Origin of the sequence: Priestia sp. FSL W8-0001, assembly GCF_038050335.1 — a bacterium.
Taxonomy (GTDB): Bacteria; Bacillota; Bacilli; order Bacillales; family Bacillaceae_H; genus Priestia; species Priestia flexa.
In genome coordinates this window covers 1252454-1273124 of sequence record NZ_JBBPAL010000001.1, presented here as the reverse complement: position 1 = coordinate 1273124, position 20671 = coordinate 1252454, and the positions used below count along the sequence as shown (strand labels likewise).

At 38.7% G+C, this 20671-nt stretch carries 17 protein-coding genes and 1 pseudogene; 3 read left to right on the top strand and 15 right to left on the bottom strand.

Features of this window, described 5'->3' with window-relative positions; genetic code table 11:
* Positions 1-189: 189 nt before the first annotated feature.
* A complete protein-coding gene (gene nadE, locus MKZ18_RS06745; RefSeq protein ID WP_025908388.1) occupies positions 190-1017 on the bottom strand; it encodes an ammonia-dependent NAD(+) synthetase in 828 nt (275 codons plus the stop codon).
* 25 nt (positions 1018-1042) lie between these two features.
* Positions 1043-2560, bottom strand: a complete 1518-nt coding sequence (locus MKZ18_RS06740; protein ID WP_144594055.1) for a nicotinate phosphoribosyltransferase — start codon at positions 2558-2560, stop codon at positions 1043-1045.
* A gap of 218 nt (positions 2561-2778) precedes the next feature.
* On the opposite strand from MKZ18_RS06740, the pseudogene MKZ18_RS06735 reads away from it, so the two are divergent.
* Positions 2779-4113, top strand: a pseudogene (locus tag MKZ18_RS06735) (DUF4080 domain-containing protein); the annotation flags it as partial.
* Between the two features lie 79 nt (positions 4114-4192).
* On the opposite strand, the gene MKZ18_RS06730 reads toward MKZ18_RS06735, so the two are convergent.
* The 6 genes from MKZ18_RS06730 to MKZ18_RS06705 form a co-directional block, all read right to left on the bottom strand.
* Positions 4193-6748: an ATP-binding protein gene (locus tag MKZ18_RS06730; protein ID WP_340842670.1), complete on the bottom strand. Its 2556-nt coding sequence runs from the start codon at positions 6746-6748 to the stop codon at positions 4193-4195.
* A 2-nt stretch (positions 6749-6750) separates the two neighbouring features.
* On the bottom strand, positions 6751-7104 hold the full coding sequence (locus MKZ18_RS06725; protein WP_025910624.1) for a hypothetical protein: 354 nt from the start codon (positions 7102-7104) through the stop codon (positions 6751-6753).
* Positions 7105-7107: 3 nt separating this feature from the next.
* Complete coding sequence (locus tag MKZ18_RS06720) at positions 7108-7446, bottom strand: glycosyltransferase (RefSeq protein WP_340842673.1); 339 nt, start codon at positions 7444-7446, stop codon at positions 7108-7110.
* 130 nt (positions 7447-7576) lie between these two features.
* Positions 7577-7861, bottom strand: coding sequence for a hypothetical protein (locus MKZ18_RS06715; protein WP_340842675.1), 285 nt, complete (start codon positions 7859-7861; stop codon positions 7577-7579).
* A 191-nt stretch (positions 7862-8052) separates the two neighbouring features.
* Positions 8053-8247 (bottom strand): hypothetical protein, encoded by a 195-nt coding sequence (locus tag MKZ18_RS06710; protein ID WP_340842677.1) that lies wholly within the window; start codon positions 8245-8247, stop codon positions 8053-8055.
* Positions 8244-9053 (bottom strand): ParM/StbA family protein, encoded by an 810-nt coding sequence (locus MKZ18_RS06705; protein WP_340842680.1) that lies wholly within the window; start codon positions 9051-9053, stop codon positions 8244-8246. The genes MKZ18_RS06710 and MKZ18_RS06705 overlap by 4 nt, the downstream gene beginning before the upstream one ends.
* 229 nt (positions 9054-9282) lie before the next feature.
* On the opposite strand from MKZ18_RS06705, the gene MKZ18_RS06700 reads away from it, so the two are divergent.
* Together MKZ18_RS06700 and MKZ18_RS06695 are read left to right on the top strand one after the other, a co-directional pair.
* Complete coding sequence (locus tag MKZ18_RS06700; protein WP_340842681.1) at positions 9283-9483, top strand: helix-turn-helix transcriptional regulator; 201 nt, start codon at positions 9283-9285, stop codon at positions 9481-9483.
* Positions 9484-9591: 108 nt separating this feature from the next.
* On the top strand, positions 9592-10323 hold the full coding sequence (locus tag MKZ18_RS06695; protein WP_340842683.1) for an FxLYD domain-containing protein: 732 nt from the start codon (positions 9592-9594) through the stop codon (positions 10321-10323).
* 40 nt (positions 10324-10363) lie between these two features.
* Here the strand turns inward: MKZ18_RS06695 and MKZ18_RS06690 are convergent, their stop codons facing one another.
* The 7 genes from MKZ18_RS06690 to MKZ18_RS06660 all read right to left on the bottom strand — a co-directional run bounded on the left by MKZ18_RS06690 (position 10364) and on the right by MKZ18_RS06660 (position 20656).
* Positions 10364-11392: a peptidoglycan-binding protein gene (locus MKZ18_RS06690; RefSeq protein ID WP_273122679.1), complete on the bottom strand. Its 1029-nt coding sequence runs from the start codon at positions 11390-11392 to the stop codon at positions 10364-10366.
* Between the two features lie 65 nt (positions 11393-11457).
* Positions 11458-12051 carry a phage holin family protein gene (locus MKZ18_RS06685; protein ID WP_273122677.1) on the bottom strand — a complete coding sequence of 198 codons (594 nt, stop codon included), beginning with the start codon at positions 12049-12051 and terminating at the stop codon, positions 11458-11460.
* Positions 12052-12129: 78 nt separating this feature from the next.
* On the bottom strand, positions 12130-12573 hold the full coding sequence (locus MKZ18_RS06680) for a hypothetical protein (protein WP_340842687.1): 444 nt from the start codon (positions 12571-12573) through the stop codon (positions 12130-12132).
* Positions 12574-12595: 22 nt separating this feature from the next.
* Positions 12596-15844 (bottom strand): hypothetical protein, encoded by a 3249-nt coding sequence (locus MKZ18_RS06675; RefSeq protein ID WP_340842690.1) that lies wholly within the window; start codon positions 15842-15844, stop codon positions 12596-12598.
* A gap of 53 nt (positions 15845-15897) precedes the next feature.
* Positions 15898-17655: a hypothetical protein gene (locus tag MKZ18_RS06670; protein ID WP_340842692.1), complete on the bottom strand. Its 1758-nt coding sequence runs from the start codon at positions 17653-17655 to the stop codon at positions 15898-15900.
* Positions 17652-19223: a phage tail spike protein gene (locus tag MKZ18_RS06665; RefSeq protein WP_341344514.1), complete on the bottom strand. Its 1572-nt coding sequence runs from the start codon at positions 19221-19223 to the stop codon at positions 17652-17654. Before MKZ18_RS06665 ends, MKZ18_RS06670 begins: the two co-directional genes overlap by 4 nt.
* Entirely contained in the window at positions 19220-20656 is a 1437-nt protein-coding gene (locus tag MKZ18_RS06660) for a distal tail protein Dit (RefSeq protein ID WP_340842695.1), read from the bottom strand. Before MKZ18_RS06660 ends, MKZ18_RS06665 begins: the two co-directional genes overlap by 4 nt.
* Between the last annotated feature and the right edge of the window lie 15 nt (positions 20657-20671).

Below are 20671 nucleotides of genomic sequence, written 5' to 3'. Positions count from 1 at the left end.
AAATTTCTACTCTCTTTCATAATCTAACGATTCCCAGGTAGATATGTGCGCAGTCATTGATAGGCACATTAGTCACTAATACACTATTATTCTACAAATTTCTTTTTTCACCTTTAAAAAAACAATGAAAATCTTCCTGAAAAAAGTCCGCTACGCGTACATCTATACACATAGCGGACTTTTTAAAAATTATTTCCAGAAATCGTCGAATACTGAAATAGGCAGGCTGCGTTTATGAGCTGTTTTAACGAAATGACTCTCAATTTTCCTACTTGCTTCCTCCCCAACTTCTTTACCTTCTAAATAGTCATCAATTTGATTATATGTAACTCCTAATGCTTCTTCATCTGGCAGCTGTGGACGATCTTCTTCTAAATCAGCTGTCGGTTGTTTTAAATATAAATGTTCAGGGCAACCTAATTCTTTTAACAGCTGTTTGCCTTGGCGCTTATTAAGACGGAAAATCGGCACTAAATCTGCGCCACCATCTCCAAATTTCGTAAAGAATCCAGTCACTGCCTCTGCAGAATGATCCGTGCCAAGCACAACTCCTTGATGCATGCCAGCAATGCTATACTGTGCAATCATACGTTCACGTGCTTTTACGTTTCCTTTGTTAAAGTCAGAAACAATTTCTCCCGTTGCTTCTTCGACTGCCGCAATCATTGCATCTACAGCAGGCTTAATGTTAACAGCAACCGAACGACTTGGTTGAATGAAGGCTAGAGCGTCTTGACAGTCTTGTTCATCAGCTTGTACACCATACGGTAGACGCACAGCGATAAACTGATATGTTTCTTCGCCTGCTTCTTCATTTAATTCTTCTATAGCCATTTGGGCAAGCTTACCTGTTAACGTAGAATCTTGGCCTCCTGAAATGCCTAGTACAAATGAACGTAAAAACGAGTGCTTCTTCATATATTCTTTTAAAAAGTCGACACTTCTACGAATTTCTTCTTTAGGGTCAACAACTGGCTTTACTTTCATTTCGTCAATGATGTACTGTTGCTTCGTCATATGGTCCTCTCCCTGCCTCTAATTGTTATACATGAGTTAATAGCTGAGACGCTCTAGAGCGCGCTTCATTGATTTTATCCATCTTATTATTCCAACAATTTGTGCTAAGGTCCACAGGGTATTCGGTTGGTCGCAGCACTTCTTCGTTCGATTTAGCAATCATTTTATAGTCATCCCACAAATGATTAAGGTTTTGTAAGCAATATGCGCGCATCTCTTCGACTGACGGCTGTTTGTAGATGAGTTTACCAGATTCAAAAATTTGCTTATGAATCTTACGGGCATGAAAATCTGTGACAAACTTACTTACATGAGTATAAACCGGATGAAACATCTTCAAATGATGCTCATGGTTTGGCTGCTCATTCTGCATGGCAATATAATCGCCTTCCCATTTTCCGTTTACTTGATTAACAATACGGTATACATCCTTTAATCCAGGCGTCGATACCTTTTCAGGATTATCTGACAGCTTAATGGTATCAACAAGCTCCCCGTTTTCACCTTCAATTGATACAAGTTTATAAACTGCGCCAAGCGCGGGCTGATCATATGAAGTAATCAGCTTTGTGCCGATACCCCAGCCGTCAATTTTAGCTCCTTGTGCTTTCAAATCCATGATGCTATGTTCATCTAAATCATTTGAAGCAAAAATGCGCGCGTTTTGAAACCCTGCTTCATCTAGCATCCGTCGTGCTTCTTGAGATAAATAAGGAAGCTTTCCGCTATCTAAGCGAATACCTACAAAATTAATGCGATCCCCCATCTCTTTAGCAACGCGAATCGCATTTGGAATTCCTGACTTGAGGGTATTGTACGTATCAACAAGGAAAATGCAGTTTTGATGAGATTCCGCATATTTTTTAAACGCGGTATATTCATCACGGTACACCTGTACCAGCGCATGAGCATGCGTTCCAGAGATTGGAATACCAAACACTTTTCCTGCTCGCACATTGCTAGTCGCATCAAACCCTCCAATATAAGCTGCTCGCGCTCCATATAACGCTGCATCAAGCTCGTGAGCTCTCCTTGCTCCAAATTCCATCAAACGATTATCACTTTGCTCATACACCGCATCTTCTCCAGCTGCTAAGCGAATTCGGGAAGCCTTGGTTGCAATTAATGGGTGAAAGTTTAAAATGTTTAAAAGCGGTGTTTCAATAAGCTGTGCTTCTCCTAACGGTGCATCCACTTGAAGAATAGGTTCATTCGCAAAAATCATTTCACCTTCTACCACCGATTTAACGTTACCCGTAAAACGAATTCCTTTTAAATAATCAATAAATTCATCTTCATAGTGCAGCTCGCTGGATAAATAATCGAGATCACTTTCTGAAAATCGAAAATTCGCGATGAAATCAATCATTCGTTCTAGTCCTGCAAAGACTGCGTAGCCATTATCAAAAGGCATTCGACGAAACGAAGCTTCAAATACAGACCTGCGTTTATGAATTCCATCTTTCCAATATGTATTGGCCATATTTAGCTCATACAAATCTGTATGTAAAGCTAAGCTATCGTCAGCATATCGCCTGCTCATCATTCGTACCCCCAACAATTTTTACAATTCCATTATATTTGTGTAAACCTCTTTACAATAGAGTAAGTATAATACATTCCCTCATTTAAATAAATAAACAGATACTAGAAAAGCAAATTTTCTAGAGAGGATTTCTTATCACTTTTATACTTTGTCCATTAAATGTGCTACAATAGTGAATTGGTTTAAGATTATGTTAAATAAAGGAGCCTTTTTACATGAACATTGTTGTCAGTACATTGAATGCCAAATACATTCACACATCTTTGGCCCTTCGATGTTTAAAAGCATACGCAGAACCTGACTATCACGTTGAGATGGCTGAATATACGATTAAAGATCCAGCGATGAATATCGTGACGGATTTATATAAGCGCAATCCTGATATCATTGGATTTAGCTGCTATATTTGGAACATTGAAGAAACGATTACAGTCGCACAAATGTTAAAAAAAATTAACCCTAACCTAACGATTATTTTCGGTGGACCGGAAGTAACATATGATATTCCGTACTGGCTAGACCGTATCCCAGAAGCTGATTTCATTGTAATTGGTGAAGGAGAAGAAACGTTCAAGCAGCTCTTAGATGAGCTTCATGGAAACCGTCAGTTTGAAAACGTCAGTGGTGTTGCATTTAGACAAGATGGGAAACACGTAGTGAATCCACAGCGCAATAAAATTGATCTTCGCGAAATGCCTTCACCGTTCCGGTTTGAAGAGGATCGCAATTCTTTATCTAAGCGTGTTGTCTATATTGAAACAAGTCGCGGCTGTCCGTTTAGCTGTCAGTTCTGCTTATCTTCTATTGAAGTAGGCGTGCGCTACTTTGACCGCGAGAAAATCAAAGATGACATTCGCTATCTAATGGATAACGGTGCTAAAACCATCAAATTTGTGGACCGCACATTCAACATTAGCCGCAGCTATGCTATGGAAATGTTTCAGTTCTTAATTGACGAGCACAAGCCTGGTACTGTTTTCCAATTCGAGATTACGGCTGACATCATGCGTCCAGAAGTTATTCAGTTTTTAAATGACCATGCACCAGCTGGACTCTTCCGCTTTGAAATTGGTGTCCAGTCGACAAACGATGCTGTAAACGAGCTTGTAAAGCGTAAGCAAAACTTCACAAAGCTTACTCGTACCGTTACGATGGTCAAAGATGGCGGTAAAATCGATCAGCACTTAGACTTAATTGCAGGCCTTCCTGATGAAGACTACCATTCGTTTAAAACCACGTTTAATGACGTATTTGCTCTGCGTCCAGAAGAGCTTCAGCTCGGGTTTTTAAAGATGCTTCGTGGAACAGGTTTACGCCTTAGTGCGCAGCGTTACAACTATCAGTTTATGGACCAGTCACCGTATGAAATTCTAAGTAATAACGTTCTGCCGTTTTCTGATGTTGTTCGTATTAAGCACGTTGAGGATATCTTAGAGAAATTCTGGAATGATCACCGCATGGACGAGACGATTGAGTTCCTGGTCCAAAACTGTTACGAAACGCCATTTGATTTCTTCCAAAACTTTGGTACTTTCTGGGATGAGATGGGCTGCCCTATTATGTCAGTACACCACCATATTTCACCTACACGATTTTTTACATAAAAAAGCCACCACAAAATGTGATAGCTCATAACTCTTGCAACTCTTTCCAAGGTCGCCCGTATTGTTTGGTATGCTGTTTAGTTAGATGTTTATTATTATATGTTTGTTTAACTGGCGGAGCCATATGACAAATAAAAGCTGGTTGCATATCACCACTTGCTCTTACGCTGATGATTGCATGGTGATCTGGTAACTTAAACGCTTGCTCGAGTGGAATGGTATCTTCAAACCGATGTTTCGATAATTCAAATGTTTTTGTATGATCATTACGGAATAAGAACTGTTGCACACCGCCACCTTGTAAATTCTCTTGTAAGGAAGGTTGTAACTTATTCCAATGGTGAAATGCATAAATGCTTCCTAACCTCTCCTTACGTCCCTCTGTGCCGATGCGTCCCATTAATTTCGTTAACCCTTCACTTTCATATTGTTCAGGCTCATTAAAAACAATGAATGCTCCATTTTTCTGTTCTTCTTTGCTCATCAGTAACCGAGTCATAAACACCTTTAAGGTAATCCAATGAACCAACGTTTTGACAGCGTGTTCTCCTAATCCTCTTCCATTTGGAACCCGTAGGATAATGACCTTCCCCTCACGCATCCACTTAGCGAAATCCAGCTCTTTTAATGGTTCTTGAGCAAAGATATCATAAAGTCTTTCGTTACCAAAGAAGCGGTTTAAACGATGTAGAATAGCATCGCATTTTGTTCCTAATTCTTTATTATCTCCCCATTGAACCAACTCACTGGCAAGGCGTGTATTCCCTTCTGCTATTAGTTCTTCAATACGTTGAACACGATAATCTTCATCCTCAATAATCCGCTTAATGTTAAAGAGTGAACCGCCGCTTGCTTTGGCTGCATCCGTTAAATATTTTTCGGAACGATTGAGTCCTTCAATATCAATGAAGTCAATCATTTCATCAGCAAATCGACTTGTGCCGTTTCGTCCTAGAGATTGGATAACTTCTGTTAGGTCCAGTGGTGGAATAAAATCATCATCGTTCAAATCAATGTCAATGATGTTTTCTGGTGGCAATGCATCGCGTATGCCATCTGCCATTCCACGATCACCTTCTTCAACGATGGCATCTGGAATAATAAAGCTGATGCCGTGCTTCAAATTCCCCTCTACAACAAAGTTTTTGATAGCTGTATCTTTTCCGGCTCCCTGTCCTCCTGTAAAGACATACCCGCGGTAAAAATTATCAGGGTTGCTAACAGGCATATAAATAGGAACCTTTACATCTTTTACAGTCGCTTCACCTAAATAGATGCCATTTTTGTCTTGAAGTGCTGCTGGTATTTCAACTTCAACACGCTGCTTCGTGTTTAAAGCATCGGCATATTTACGCTGAATATCTTTATTAGGCATCTGAAGTGCTAGTTTACTCATTTCATCTGTACTAATAAGGTTAACGTTTGGATCTAGTTTTGTTTTCTTTGATAGTTTCATTGTATTCATTTCATTAATAATTTCATTTTTACGACCACGCATCTTTACTTTAATGCCATGCAGTTCATTTGTTTCACTCAAATCCGCTAACGATAAGGATAGGGTTTCACTAATCGTATCCCTGGTTAAACGGTCTTGCGAATGGGCAGCAACACGTATACGACTTTTAAATACAGGCTGATTCCCTTTTTCATGACTAACACGAGTAGTGAACACTTCATCTTGGACTGAGTGTGCTTTTTCGATCACCTTTTTGTGTTTGAAGTTTTCGTCTGACTTGAAGAATGTGTTTGCGAAGGCTTGGAATGTATCTGTTACCAATGAGTTAATTTCATTTACCAAACCGGCAACTCCGACTTTCGCGCCATTCGTGATACGTTTTCCGTTAGCTGTGGCTCGTTGCGGAACTTTGCCGTTTCGTAATTTCTCGTAGGCCCATTGTGCGTTTTTTACCCATTTGGTGCGGTTTTCTGCTTCATTGCAGATGCTAAGACGAGCAAAATCTCCGTCATATTGTAATTCGTCTAGCGTGTTTAAAATATTTGAGATAGGCGTTTTGACGTCGCTAGTGTTACTGTTTAATGAAAAGATATCATGATGTAAGTATCGTAATTCTTGCACAATCGTATGTTCTGTTGGTACTTGTAATGATTTTATATCCGCTTCTGTCATTGTGATGCTCATTTTATTTTCAAGTTTACGCTTTAATTTTTGCGCTTGATAACGTGAGGTGCTGACATAAAATTCGATACGCTTGACGTTGTTCTGCTGTTTAAAGACAATATCAAACCAAAAGTAATCCTTCTCACGATAATGCAATTTAAATCCTTCACGATCTAAGCGACTTTTCGGACTTTCGTACATTTCATACATCTTATAAATAGTTTTCCATAACCGCTTGTTGTTATTGGTGACATCAGCATGTGGCGTAATTCGATATACCACCATTTCATTTTGGTCGTATTGAAAAAACTCACTCCAACTAATCGTTTTTACTTTTTGAAACCATTTTGTTTTTGGTGGATCCACCTGTTTAATTTCAGCAGGTAGACCCCCATTGTATAGCACTGGGTATTGCATTTTGGTTGTAGCTGGCAAGTTACTGTCAATACGTTTAATCTCCATATTCACACACTCCCTAAGATGCAAGTTGCTGCAATTAAGTACGCTCCGAAGCGCCCTAGATGTTTCATCATTTGCCCTTTGCTTGTCATAGCTCCTAAGATAATCATAGCGCCGTATAAGATGGCTCCATACCCCATTAGGTCAGGTAGAATGAAGATAAACCACTCCCATAAAAACTGACCAAAATCGTGCAGAAAATGACCGAGAGGTTTTAAAATCAACTCAACCTCTCCTTGTATGAATGCTTCGGAAAAATTATTGAAGAAATCCATCCAACTTCCGTCTTTTGCTGGTGTTCCGATGTACTTATCCGGCATCGCTGTCTGAAGAACTCCGTTTTGTAATGTGAATTTCATGGCTTATATCCCCTGTAAGAAGTTTCTGATATCGACTGCATGACGAGCAAGTATATATCCGCATGATACGCCAATTAGAATCTCGATGGCTTTTGTGCGGTGTCCAAACCCCCACGATGCTCCAGCGAAGATAATGACCAACACAACACCCGCGTCGAACGCATTCATGATTGCCTTATGAACATTGCCAAACGTAGCATCTGCGGTTGCAGCAAACGCTAATTTCGGTGTGATTAATACCAACATCGGTAACGTGGATGTTAAAATCTTCGTTGTTTGATCTACACTCTTTTTATAATCACCGTTCATAAACTCACGAAATGGAATCACTTCAGTTTTCATGTTGTTTCCTCCTTGGTGTATAAAGATGATGAAAGCAGGACATTCTAAACGTATTCACATATACATGAAGGGATTGAGAACATGCATATTATTATTGCTGCTGGAGCAGGATACGCAATTGGAATGTTAGTCAATCTTTTGGCTGGTTAATAAATGGACCTGGCGGTTTGCTGGGTCTTTTTAATTTGTCTTTTAGCGCATCGAACTTGTTAACTTCTGCATCCTTTTTCTGTTCCTTTTTAGGAGCAGGAGCTTTTTCGACTTCTTCCCACTTCCCTTTCGCTTTCATATCTGCTTCAATTAAGTTTTTGACATAGCCACTAAAATTACGTCTAGCCACATACTTTAACATCCTCTGATCACGTTCATTTTTGATGTTAAAACCGACTGGCTTTGTTCGCTTGTTTTCACTCATAAACATCATCCTTTCGGTGTTACCGGTAATACCGTTACAGATGAAAAATTCGCTCACAAACAGTAGCACGTTATCACTACCGCTTGCGAGCGACGCTTGTAGTAGTAACGTATGCGCGGATATCGAGAAAGATGCCTGTTCCTTCTAACATTTCGTGCGACATCTTTTTTATGTGTTGGCGCGACCGTTTTTCAAAAGAATGAATCTGCTTCTACGTCCAATTTCCTTACAATAGTTTGCTGTCTTCGAACCGGAATCCCTTCCATATCTCTTTGAATCAAACGCTTAATATATTTTGAAAAAGCACCTTGGTCTAATGAATGTTCTAAGAGTTGAATTTCGAAAGCATCTTTTGTATTGAAACTAACATTTAATTGTTTTCTCATACGTAAACCTTCTTCCCTAATTCGTAAAAACCAGCAGCGTTAGCGAATACAGGATGCATAGACTCTCCATTGATAATAGGCTCAAGTAATTTTATGTTTGTAAAATACTTACTTAAATGATCTATAGCAAAGTCTGAGATACCACCACATACCCGTACCACATCACCTTTACTCCACTTCTTCGTGGTGTAGGCTACGATAGATTCCGCTAACAACTTCAAATCAGTTTGAGCTTCAGTGTTTGCACCAAATGGAGCTGTGAAGCTATCGCGGTCAATGAATCTACCATTAAAAATAGTTGCACAGTTTACTGTACCGCTTCCGATATCTAAAATCCGAACCTTCTGCTCCATTCCTGTATAAGAAGCAATTGCTCCCGCTCCTTCTGGCGCTACATTCACATGTTGAATATAGAAGGTTTTGGTCACACCGTTTAAAGTTAAGGTATGTTTACCTAGCAGCATGCTTTTCATTTTCTCTTTTTCCTGGTGTTTTGAGATGGGTTGCCCAATGACAATATCGTGTTCTGAACCTTCAGCATAGCGGTGGACACCAATTAAAACACGTATTTTTGCATCTTCATGAGCTTTACTATCCCCATACATTTCTCGACGGAAAACAGACTCATACGCTGCTAATGTTCCAGCAAACCCCTTTTGTCCATTGTACTCATACTCAAGATCATCACCGAAATTAGAGACAAGTTGACGTTCTCTTGCTTCACCTAAACACGACAAAAACTTAAATGCTCCATTTTCATTAACTACTTTTACTTCATAATTTCCTGCATCAATACCTAAAATCATATTTGTTCCCCCTTTGGTGTGTATTGGGTCCCCCTTCACGCTGTCCGAAACTAGATTTGAAAGCGGTTGGTAACCCGTTGGTTAATACACTATATGGGCACATGAACTAAAACTTACATTGTCCATCAATTTTAATTTGTTTTTTTATTTGTGATAACTTATGAAAACGTAATTAATAACAGAAGGATAAGCATACATACGCATCGAATTACATATAGTGGTGATGTAGATGAAATGGAAAAATAATATTGATCATTACATTAAAGAGAGCGGAATGTCTAAGAAGTTCATCGCAGCTAAATTAGGCATTTCTGTCAATCAATTGTTCGCTTGGAGAAAAGGAAACGTATTACCACCTGTTGACAAAGCGATGTTATTAGCAGAACTATTGAATTGTTCCGTTTACGATCTATTCCAAAGAGAAAATTGAGCCTTTTAGATCTTATTTAGAGCATGTAAGAACTAACTCTTGCATGCTTTTCGTTTACGTTTATAATAAAACTTGTCATTATAGGTAAATTTATGTAGGAGGATGGGTATGAAAAAATTACTTGTAGGTATGTTAGCGGTAGGACTATTAGCAGGTTGTGGGAATGAGAAAGTGAGCGAAACACCGAAGGAAGAAGAAAAAGCTACTGCTGTTGCAAAAGATGAGAAACCAGTTGAATTGTCAGTAGATATCGTAGATGAAGCGAGTTATACGTATGAAGATGACACAGAGTTGATGGGGAATTATTCGGCTGTTATCGAAAATAAAAGCAATATCCCTGTAGATGTATCAAACATCACTGTTACTTATGAAAATAATGACGGTAATGTCATTGGATCTAGCACCAATTCAACTGTATGGGTATCTCCTCATGTTATAGAACCTGGACAAAAAGCGTATGTGATGAATGAAACAGATTTACCTATCGCAAGTTCAGATGATTTTAAAAGTGCCGAAATGACGGTTACTCCTGAAGAAACAACAGAAAAAGCGATTGAATTGCCGATTGAAGGAGAATTACTAACAGCGGATGATAACAGTGTATTTTTACGAATGATCGGTAAAGTGAAGAACACAAGCGATACACCTCTTGACCACGTAACAATAGCAGCAGCTATTTATGATAAGAATGATAAATTTGTAACGGTATCTTATGGCCAAGTACAAGAAACGTTTAACCCAAATCAAAGTGTGCCGTTTCAAACAGATTCACCATGGCAAAACTTCGGGAAATTGCAAGAACCAGAAAGATATGAGATTTTCGCTTATATGTACGAATAAAAAACAGCCCACCGCTCAATTGAGTAGTGGGCTTTTCTTTTTAATATCCTTTAGATTTTAAGACCGCTTGCAGTTTCTTTTGTGTATTTGGACCATAAATTCCATCTGCTTGTCCAGGAACATACACACTTTGAAAACGTCGTACTGCATCCGCCGTATCATTTCCATAGATGCCGTCTATACCATTGTTTTTAGCACTTTTATTTGGGTAAAAGTGAACAGCAACTAATGCAGCTTGTAATTGACGCACCAATTCGCCTCGTGAGCCCTTTTTAAGAACCTGTGAAGGTAATGGGTATTTATAAGCGGATTGTGGCTTTTTAGACGCTTCTGGCTTTGGTGTATATGCATGTTGAGCTTTTCCTAATTTAATAGTTTGACCTACCTTTAATTGTGTTGGGTGTATATCTGGATTAGCAGCAATCAAATCATTTACTGTAATGCCTGCTGGACCATCTTTTTCAGCAATTGACCAAAATGTATCTCCTTCTTGAATTGTATATAAATCAGGTGGTAATGAAGGCTTTTGGTTGGCTCCAGGTGCAATTGTTTCTAAGATATCTTTGAAAGCTTTGTTATAGTCATATACGCAGCATGCTTTCCAACTGTAACCTGGCATTTCATTGTGAGACTTATCATATTTACCGATACCATCTTTAATTAATGCATTACGCAAATCAATAATGGATGCAATGGTTGCCTTGCTTAATTTATCAGTACGGTAGTCGCCAATTACACAAATTCCAAGACCGATTGTATTGCTGTTACCAACATGATAACTACGTTTGCTAATATCTACACAATAATAGATAGCTGCCTTACCATTAATAATTGTGTTTGGATCAATAATTAAATGATAAGCAACTTCTGGCCAGCCGTTTGTTCCAACGTGAAAGTTTGCAAAGGAAACAATATTAGAGCCTCCTGCAGATAATTTTGTTAGCGAGTGATGCCATACACGAGTTGTAATTGAATTGACACCATTTGCTCGTTTACTATAAGAGCCTTTGCTTGGTAATTTCCCTCTTTTATCAACTAATTGAGCGAGCTGTTCAAATTTATAAGTCATCGCGTGTTTCCTCCTTTTTAAATAAAAAGAGCCACATTTCACAGCGGCCCTCAATTACAATTGAATTATTTTGTTTCAGAATCATTTTTAAGCGTTTCTACAGGCGCTACAGGAGGTATTTCTACAGTTGGTGGTATTTGTACTTGATTACCTAATATAGCTTCTTTACGACCTTCTGAGCGTGTTATTTTAGCATTAATTTCAGATGCTACAGCTTTCAACATCCACTCTGGTATCCATTTATCATATCCAGCTCTTGCGAAGTTTGCCGTCATGCTCATCCAACTGTGATAAATTAAGCCGGAAGAAATGAATAAATAAAAACCGCTAATAGGTACATCAGCAATGACAACGGGTGTACCTATGATTGTATCCATTAAACGGCCAACTAAAGGCAACATTAAAATAACAGTTGTGCGAACTACCCCTCGAATGCCATAGTCACTGGAATAAGACCCATCCTTTAGTGCTGCACCAATAGCTCCTAACCAATCAAATGCAACAACAAGAATGAGCAATAAAGCAATGTACATATTAACTTGTGAATTGCCATATAAAGCATTTAATACTATCCCAATCGATCCACCAGCAATACCGGCAAAGCTAAAACTGGGGTTAATGAGTAAGCGTAAATCAAAGATATCAGCTGAAAACTTCATAGGAACCTCCTTAAATAAAAAGAAGGCCAGAATAAATCCAAGCCTCTTTTTAATTGATTTTTTTAGATTTCACAAACTTTAAACTAAACTAAGGTCTAATAATAGTGGAGCTATCGAAGGTGCAATCTCTTTTTTTACTGCAAAATATTTCTTTTTGAGCATGGTATCTTTCATGAGATATTCTTCATAGTCATCGGATTCTGCCATTAAATTCAATTGAGCTTGCTTATAATTATCCTCTAACACCTTATAAGCAATTTCACGCTGAAAATCTGTTAATAAATCCTGTGTAATAACGCCATTATAATCCTTTTCTACGATGATATAAGGAACGTTAATTCCTGCAGCTGTCATGTTTGCTGTTTTAAGAGAATCTACACCAAGAACAAAAGGCGGTGTTACATAATCAACAGCCATAATTTCTAGTGTTTCAGGGTTTAAATAAAGAACTTTGTGTGTGTTTCCTGCAATATTTTGTTGTAAACTTTCATCGTAATTTAACATTGATTTTTCCATAGCCATTTCTACATTTCCCCTTTTTTAATTAATTTTTATATGTTACTTCAACTTTTAGATTATTGTTGAAGATCATATACGGACTATCTGCATACATCCAAAGACCAATACCATAAACAGAAGTTTGATTAATAGAATTTTTAAACGCTGCTGTTGCATCAACCCATTTACTTTCTCCCCACTTGAATCCTGCTGTATATGCTGTACCAGTGGAAAGACCACCATAGAAAGTAGGTTGTGAACTACTAGACGGTTGCGATTGATAACCATGTAAGACAAAACGCGCGTTTTTTGAAGCAGAAGAACCGCCGCCATTATAACGCTGCGCCCAAATGCGAACCTTTGTAATTGTTTTTCCATTGAACTGATTGAACTGAGTACCAAAGAACCAATAACCCATATAACGCCCGTAAGAGCTGGTCCAAAGAGCTTGACGAACATTCCCGCCATACCACTGACCACCAAAACCTGAGCGCCATGAATTACCACTGTTAGCTGTTACTGTAACTGTTGTATACGTTGCTGGTGCAGGTGTAGAAGGAGCTGTAGATGTTGGATAAGTCCAAGCGCCCTGAACAATTCCACCCTCATCACCAAATTCATTTTTACTTGAACCTGTTGGTGCTGTTCCTGAACCGGCAATAAATGATGAACGGTATGCTCTCATGCCATTTAAGCCACCGGAACCTTTACAGTTAATTACATCCATACGTGAACCGTAGCCGGCAAGGATAGATGAATTTGTTCCGTTATAAAATTCACTTGATCTAACATCACCATATGAGCTTAGGAAGTAACAAGCATAGGCCGTTAACTTCTTCGCATCGGTTATAGTTGAAGAAGTATGAACAGCTGCGCAACCCTCAACGTATAAAGGCGCAAAATCACTGGTTGCAACAATTTTACCTCTGTTAATATTTACATTTACCGTACAATAGTAAAATTGCATGCTGCCGTAAATTACATTTGAGTTTGTTTGAAAATCAATTGTTAATTTTCCGCTACCTGTAAACCCTGCAACTATAACATTTTCATACATTTCAGCTGCATTTGAATAATGCGTTTGAATGCGTACATCATGAGAAAGTATTTTAGGTAAACGGTTAACAGCTTCTTGAATAGTTGCTAATGCTCCCGCGGCCCAACTTGTACCAGGGTTATCGTCATTTCCGTTGATAGGATCAACATATAAATTAATGACGTCAGTAGTTGTTTCCACAATGTTAGGAGCTTTAATGCTTTTAGATGCAAACAAAGTTTCTGCTACAACGTTTTGAAATCCTGAATAATAAGTTACACCGTCATCATCTAAAGTGTTTAACCCTACAGCTAAATCACCATTTGCATCTAAAACGATTAATTGACCGTTAACATTGTTTGCCCCTCCAAGGGTAGCAGTTCCACCTTGCAATTTATCAAATTCAACGGATGAACCTTTAATGTGTCGGCCTTCAATTGTACCGTCAACAATTAAATCAGCATTTGCTTTTCTACGCCAAATAAGATTGTCTACATAAAATTTATTTGTTGTTTCACCATTAGTTGAAAAGCTGATGTAAAAACGTAAATATGCAGTACCATCAGGAACTTTAAAAGAACCGCTTTTTGTAACGAATGCTGTTGTTTTTGGTGATTCGGTCCATCTTAACGGCGTATTCCAAATGTCTAATGATTGCTTTTTAGCGTCATAACATAAAAAACCTACTCTTCCATTACCTGTTCCCGCCGTGTTTAAATAACGTGCTGTAGCTTGAATAAACATTTCTTCACCAGCTGTAACAGGTATAAGGTTATTTACGTAAATACTGTTATTGGAGCTTTGTAAAGCATCCATAGCTAAAGCTTTATTTGAACCGTTCCCGTTTTGGAAAGTGGAAATATCCTCTACCCTGTTCTTTGATCTATTCGCTTCATAACTTGGATAGTATCCTAAAGGGAATGTGTTTAACGTATCGTTTTCAAAATCAGGATTTTCAACAAGGTTCGTCCAATCAGCTAATAAAAGAGACTGCGCAAAAATAGTTCCTGTTGCTATTGCAGCTCCATTAAAAATTGAATTTTGCCCGTTGAATCTCCAAAGAGTAACCGCTTCTGCTGCATCAGACCACTTAGTACCATTAAGAGACAAATTATCTAAAGCGCTTTGTCCTTTGCCATCAGCTTGATCAATTGCGTCTGTAATATCTTTTACATGCGGATTCCAGGAAGTTGCTTTATCTCCCTCTTCTAATTTAAGAGAATGAAAATTCAATTCGCCGCCTGTTTGCCCTGTAATTCTATACAAGGTAAAGCTGTTGTAAGTTGCATTTGTAGCAGTAAACGTAAAAGTTACGTAAGTCCAAGTAGTTGTTAACGCTACGTTTTTTTGCCCGCCTTGCTCATGTCCAATAGTCCAGGTTCCAGAACCTTTAACCCAACCGGACCAAGTATATTTTTTACCTACTGTTAATCTTGGAGCTGACCAATAACGGCCACCGCTAGTTGTAGATGTATCTGTTCTGAGAATTTGAGCTGCAACGCCATATGGTGCAGTAGATTCAGTAACAAAAGATAATGAAGTAGCTACGCCGGTCCCTACACTAGCACTTAATTTATTGGCGTAATTTTTCATACCCGTTAACTCAAGTAAGTTGGCCCCACCTACAACTACATCATCTACATTTTGTTTCTGCTTTGCTTCAATAGCTTCTTTCAATGCGTTGACTGCATTATTATATTGTAGGAACTTATCCCTGAATGTTGATTTCGTTACACTGATTGTTTTTGATTTATTAACTGTTGATAGATCCCAAATCTTAACCGGTGTTAAACCATCCAAATAGGTTTTTAAGTTCGTATATTGTGTTGCTACAGCTATATACAAAGAATCAACCGTTGCCATACCTGCATTTAAAGCTTGCTTTCTTACCGAATAAACTTCACCTTTACTACTACCATCAAGTGTTGTGATTGTCGGCAAAGTGGTTGCACTATCCGCGATGACGTAACCGATAATTTCAGTTATTCTATCCTTCAAAATTTTTCGTTCTGTATAATCAATCAAGCTATCGCTTGTAATATCATCAATGCTTTTCTGAATGCCATCAATAGTGTCTGAATAATTTGGATCAAGTTCACCTACTTCAATCCAAGCTGAACCATTCCACTTTTTCATCATGTTAGGAGTGACACTTGTATCTAACCAAAGAGTATCAATTGAAGGGTTTGCTGGTGCTGTTCCCGCTACTATTGCATCGTTTAAATCAACTAATGAAAATGTACCTGTTGCAATTGCCATCAATTAGCCTCCTTTCTTCAAAATAAAAAGAAGGAGGAATTCCCCCCTTCTTCTTACGCCTTATCTAAATCACACACAACATTACCCCTTGCATTTACATCAGATGCAGCAACAGTAATTGTTTTCCCTGTCTTGCTTCCGGTTGTATTCCAGGTTGTGTTTTTCACACCATTAGCATCATACAAGGACCAGTTATAAGTAAACATGGTTCCTGCAGCATCAACTTCTACACCAGCTTGAAAAACTTCAGCTGTTAAAGTAACGGTTCCTTGTCCGTTTTTAAATGTATTCGTTCCTACGATTGTTACAACATACGGATCACTAACATCTACTACGGTGCAAACATCTGAATATTTAACGCCACCATAAGTTACAACACATTTGAATGATTCAACGCTTGGAATGGCACTTGCCGGAATAGTGATTGTATCAGTTGTATAACCTGTAACACCATTTGCGGTTGCAGCATCTTTCATTAATCTCCAACCATTACCGCCATCTGCATCACCACCGCTTGATGTTGTAGCAGAAGCATCTTGATAGTACCACTTGAACGCTGTACCAGTTACTTGATTCGCTCCTTTGTATACATCCACATGAGCTTTAACCGTTCCTGTAGAGTTACGCACTACATTTCCTTCCGGCGTCCATACAACAGCTGTTACCGCATCAGCACCGGCTTGACCTGTTTGACCATCTGCAACAATCGGAATGATTTGTTCATCAATAAAGTTTGTTGCCGATGGTGTAACACCAGCTTGATACAAGCGCACACGAACCGCTTTAATTGCAGAAGTGGCTTGAGCTGTTGGTGTATATGTTTTAGATGATTCATTTGAAGCTGATGTATATTTATCAGTGAATGTTGAACCGTATGTTGATTCAGCAATAACAAACTTTCCGGCATAAGCAGAAGGTGTTCCCGCTCCCGTTTGGGCGAATGCTGAGAATGTAATACTAGACGGTGTGTAAGCTTTTGAAATGTTCATTTGGATTGCTGAAACGCTTTGAGATAACCAGTAAGATGTTGCGTTAGCTCCACCTTTAGTTTTATTTACAGTGAATATTTTCGTAATAGTTGCATAACCGCTTCTTGTCGCTTTGAAAGTAACGGTTCCTACATCTGCACTCATACCTGTAGTTGTAAATGTTCTGTTTGCTGGTGTACCTGATGCTGTACCTGAAATACCTGATAACGCTTGTGTAATGGTCCAGTTCGCGGTATCATCTGTTGCACCATTGAAGATTGAAATAGTTGTTGCAGCTCCACCATAACTTGAAACCGTGCCGTTTGCATCAGCTGGTACGTTTGCAGATTCATTGCTTAATACGGCCATAATTGCATTTGTACCATTCGTACCGTTTGAACCGTTCGTTACCTTCACAATCTCGTATTCTGCTTTTGTTGTAACATCGAATCCGGTTCCTAGATCAGTGTAAACAATTTCAGCCATGTAAGTCATAGAGTTATTTGAAGCTAAAACGTTTGATTTGATTGTGAGAGTTTTAACGGCCCCTGTACCTAAAGTATAAGTAGTGTCACTAGCTGTAATTTCTGTATAATTTCCTGAGCTGTTCGTTTGATAAAACCATTTAATGCTCTTTGCTTGAGAAGCAATATCTGTATTGTTACCAGCAATAAAAAGCTGAGGTGTTAAAACATTATTACTTGATGCATAGTTAGGTGTGTAAGCTCCACCGTTGGGATTATAAATAACTTGTCTTTGTTGTGATGAACCTATAAAAGCTTGCAGTTGTCTTGCATCCGATAAATCTACTAAACTCATTGAACCAGTAGCTACAGTAGTCATAAAATTCCACTCTCTCTTCTTCTAATTTTTTGTTCTTCCGGTATATCAATGTCACAATAGAAAGTGGCGCGCTGGTAAACATCGGATGTACTAACTGATATCTTGCTACCTACATTCTTGTGTGCATTTGTCCAAACGTAATCAACATTGCCCGCTCTATCTTTTTTCGTCCAAATGAACGCTTCTATTGGCAATGTATCCGTTATGTTTTCTTTTCCTCTGTAAACACGTGCGGTTAACTCTGTATCTATTAAACCGTTTTTAAATGCCATGCCATTGCTTGAAATTATTTCTACTTTGTAAACAATATCGTTTTTGATTTTGTCTACTTTTTCTTGCGCACCTTCCGGCGTTTCAGCTCCTATTTCACTAGCTGTTGTAGGTGTTGCTTTTCTCCACTCAAAACCGTCCCAGGTGTAAAGAATTTCTACAGGTTTAGATGTATCTATCCACAACACATTAAACGCCCCTTTTGGCGGCGTTGGTTGTCTGAGTATCTTAACCCTTAGATTCTTTTTAAAATCATCAAATTCAGCTAATACATCCCGCTGAGAGTATTCAACGAATTCTCCTAATGTATAGTTCTTAGATGCTTTATCAACTAAAGAACGTTCTACGCTAATTACACGCGCTTCTACGTACAAAGGAGGAATGTAGTGTAAATCTTTAATGCGTAATGTATCCCCAAACCTAACTTTTTCATGTTGATAACCTGGAACGTTTTCTAAATCAGCTTGTGAAATTTCATATTCAACAATACTGTTGATCCGTTTGGCTAATTCAGTTTTACCTAAAGAAGTTAAACGCTCTTTTGTCATTTCTGCATCTGAACTTTCAGGCTCATATATCTTCCACAAATGCTTCCCTTTTCGGCCCCAACGTCTTAATGCATCATTATCTTGCACGACAACAGAAAGCCGTGAACCATCATCTTTTTCAGGACCTAAGCACAAAAGAGCTGTTAAAATGTCATCTGTTTTTTCTTTACGCACCAAATTAAGCAAGTCTTTTCCAAATTCAACTTCTTTACCCCTGAATTCTCCAACTTGCTCAAGCATATCTACAACGCGTCTAACAATGCGGTTTCCGTCAATTTCCACACGAAAATCTAATTCACGGTTAAAAGTTTTTCCTACCAGCTGTATTGATTCATAAGGATCTGAATAGTCAAAAGATATTTTTCTGATGTTTTCGTTATCTGTTACACCCATTTCCCACTCAGTACCATCTAACACAAAGTTACCGGCGGTTCTGACTGTTTGCCCTGTTAATTCTTTAGGCTCAATAGTCTTTTGCTTACGTAGGTCTAAATAGGATGCTGTACAAATTGCTGTTACTTCTTCATCGCGTTCAATGTCATCTATGATAAATTCGCGAAAATTACCGTCTTCATCAGGAATTGCAACCCTATTCCTTCCTACAATAAATTCCGCTTTTGGATGATCTGCAGGACAAGAAAATTCAAACGTTTCTTCTAACTGTGGATTTCTTTTGTGTTCCCCTGAATGCAGGCTTTCATCAAGCGTAGCAACAATATCATCTGATTGTTTTTCAAGAATGTGGATCATCTAAACTTCTCCCTCCACGTTACCTTAGTAGGCAAGGCCGGGCTTGTAACAATAACGTTATCACCGCGATTGAGAGGAAAATATTCACCACCAAATGCTTTTAAATCAAGGCGTGATTCACCATTTACTAAAATATCTTTACTCTTATGATCAAAAGTGACTACATCACCTTGCTTTACGATGTAAGGAATTTGATTTTTAGTAAGCTGGTTAATCTTATACACTCTTACATCATCAGCTCTCAGCGATGGAACCGGACGCGTTCCGTATTGTGCAATGTAGATGCCTATTTGAGTCGGTTTTCTCATAAATTGCTGCTCTACATCATTAAATTCTTTGAACGTCCTTGCTGTATGTTTTCCAGTGTTTTTATCCACTTTAGCAACATAAGCAGTCCAGCGTGTGCCAACCCGCTCAACCCGTAATATTCCGTAGAAATTCCAGTAAGTTGATTCCTTTTCGCCGGATGTGCTAACAATATCCCTGTACCCTGCATCACCGCCGCCTGTTCGTGCTGTAGCATAGTTACGCTTTCCGGATGAATCAACATCTTTAATTGTTAACATACAAACGGAAAGGTTGTTTTCATCTAACAAGTAGACCTCAACCTTTCCGAATTTGTCTTCACTGGTATTTAGAATTTCCACCATTGCTTCCATGCGAAAATCTGTTAAAGTTTGCCCTAATGATTTTTTATAAAAAGGACCATGCCAAGCGTCTTGAGTAGTTCCAAAATCTTGAGCTATAAAACGGTATCCATCGGATTTCATGTTGCCCGTTGCGTATCCATCAATCCCTACGCGTCCTTCCGTTTTAGCCCACCCGACAATTGAAGTTAATTTATCATTCAATACAGTCTCTTCTTTATCTACTGCGTAATCTTCTAAATTAACAACGCGGCCTATACGGTTGATTTCTTCACCGTTAGTAATATCAATGTTTGTATAGCTTTTATCAATTTGAATTTCTATAACTGGTTGAGTTTCAACAGTCCCGGCGTTACTCACTGTTGTTAGTGCAGTACCGTTTGAAATGACTGAATCAGCAACCTTTTCTGTTTTGGCATATTTATAAGGATCAGCACAAACAAAAGTTATTGTACCCTGTCCAAGTGTCACAATTTCATCAGGATCAAATGAACCGTCAACCAACGCATAATATACGCGGTCCGGTTCATCATCAAAGATTAATTCCGCTGCTTCATCTGTAATCAACCAAGCAGCTAAATCTTCTTTGATCTTTTGTAGATTCTTTGCATTTATCCACACGGGAATAGTGATTTCTCGAACGTCTACGGTTGTCCGCTGATGATAACCACCTGGACGGTTTGGAATTTTTAGAATGTCTCTTTGAATCGGCGCCCAAGCTGGACGTTTCCAGCCTGGTGCGATATTCAAATAACTTCGGCGTTCCCCGTTAAATGTAATACCCAAGGTTATCACCCCTTC

What these genes read in the sequence shown, in the direction of transcription:
- MKZ18_RS06695 (WP_340842683.1), top strand. Translation starts at nt 9,592, where the DNA reads ATGAAAAAATTACTTGTAGGTATGTTAGCGGTAGGACTATTAGCAGGT.
- MKZ18_RS06690 (WP_273122679.1), bottom strand. Translation starts at nt 11,392, where the DNA reads ATGACTTATAAATTTGAACAGCTCGCTCAATTAGTTGATAAAAGAGGG.
- MKZ18_RS06685 (WP_273122677.1), bottom strand. Translation starts at nt 12,051, where the DNA reads ATGAAGTTTTCAGCTGATATCTTTGATTTACGCTTACTCATTAACCCC.
- MKZ18_RS06705 (WP_340842680.1), bottom strand. Translation starts at nt 9,053, where the DNA reads ATGATTTTAGGTATTGATGCAGGAAATTATGAAGTAAAAGTAGTTAAT.
- MKZ18_RS06670 (WP_340842692.1), bottom strand. Translation starts at nt 17,655, where the DNA reads ATGACTACTGTAGCTACTGGTTCAATGAGTTTAGTAGATTTATCGGAT.
- MKZ18_RS06665 (WP_341344514.1), bottom strand. Translation starts at nt 19,223, where the DNA reads ATGATCCACATTCTTGAAAAACAATCAGATGATATTGTTGCTACGCTT.
- nadE (WP_025908388.1), bottom strand. Translation starts at nt 1,017, where the DNA reads ATGACGAAGCAACAGTACATCATTGACGAAATGAAAGTAAAGCCAGTT.
- MKZ18_RS06700 (WP_340842681.1), top strand. Translation starts at nt 9,283, where the DNA reads ATGAAATGGAAAAATAATATTGATCATTACATTAAAGAGAGCGGAATG.
- MKZ18_RS06710 (WP_340842677.1), bottom strand. Translation starts at nt 8,247, where the DNA reads ATGAGAAAACAATTAAATGTTAGTTTCAATACAAAAGATGCTTTCGAA.
- MKZ18_RS06730 (WP_340842670.1), bottom strand. Translation starts at nt 6,748, where the DNA reads ATGGAGATTAAACGTATTGACAGTAACTTGCCAGCTACAACCAAAATG.
- MKZ18_RS06725 (WP_025910624.1), bottom strand. Translation starts at nt 7,104, where the DNA reads ATGAAATTCACATTACAAAACGGAGTTCTTCAGACAGCGATGCCGGAT.
- MKZ18_RS06680 (WP_340842687.1), bottom strand. Translation starts at nt 12,573, where the DNA reads ATGGCTATGGAAAAATCAATGTTAAATTACGATGAAAGTTTACAACAA.
- MKZ18_RS06715 (WP_340842675.1), bottom strand. Translation starts at nt 7,861, where the DNA reads ATGAGTGAAAACAAGCGAACAAAGCCAGTCGGTTTTAACATCAAAAAT.
- MKZ18_RS06720 (WP_340842673.1), bottom strand. Translation starts at nt 7,446, where the DNA reads ATGAAAACTGAAGTGATTCCATTTCGTGAGTTTATGAACGGTGATTAT.
- MKZ18_RS06675 (WP_340842690.1), bottom strand. Translation starts at nt 15,844, where the DNA reads ATGGCAATTGCAACAGGTACATTTTCATTAGTTGATTTAAACGATGCA.
- MKZ18_RS06740 (WP_144594055.1), bottom strand. Translation starts at nt 2,560, where the DNA reads ATGAGCAGGCGATATGCTGACGATAGCTTAGCTTTACATACAGATTTG.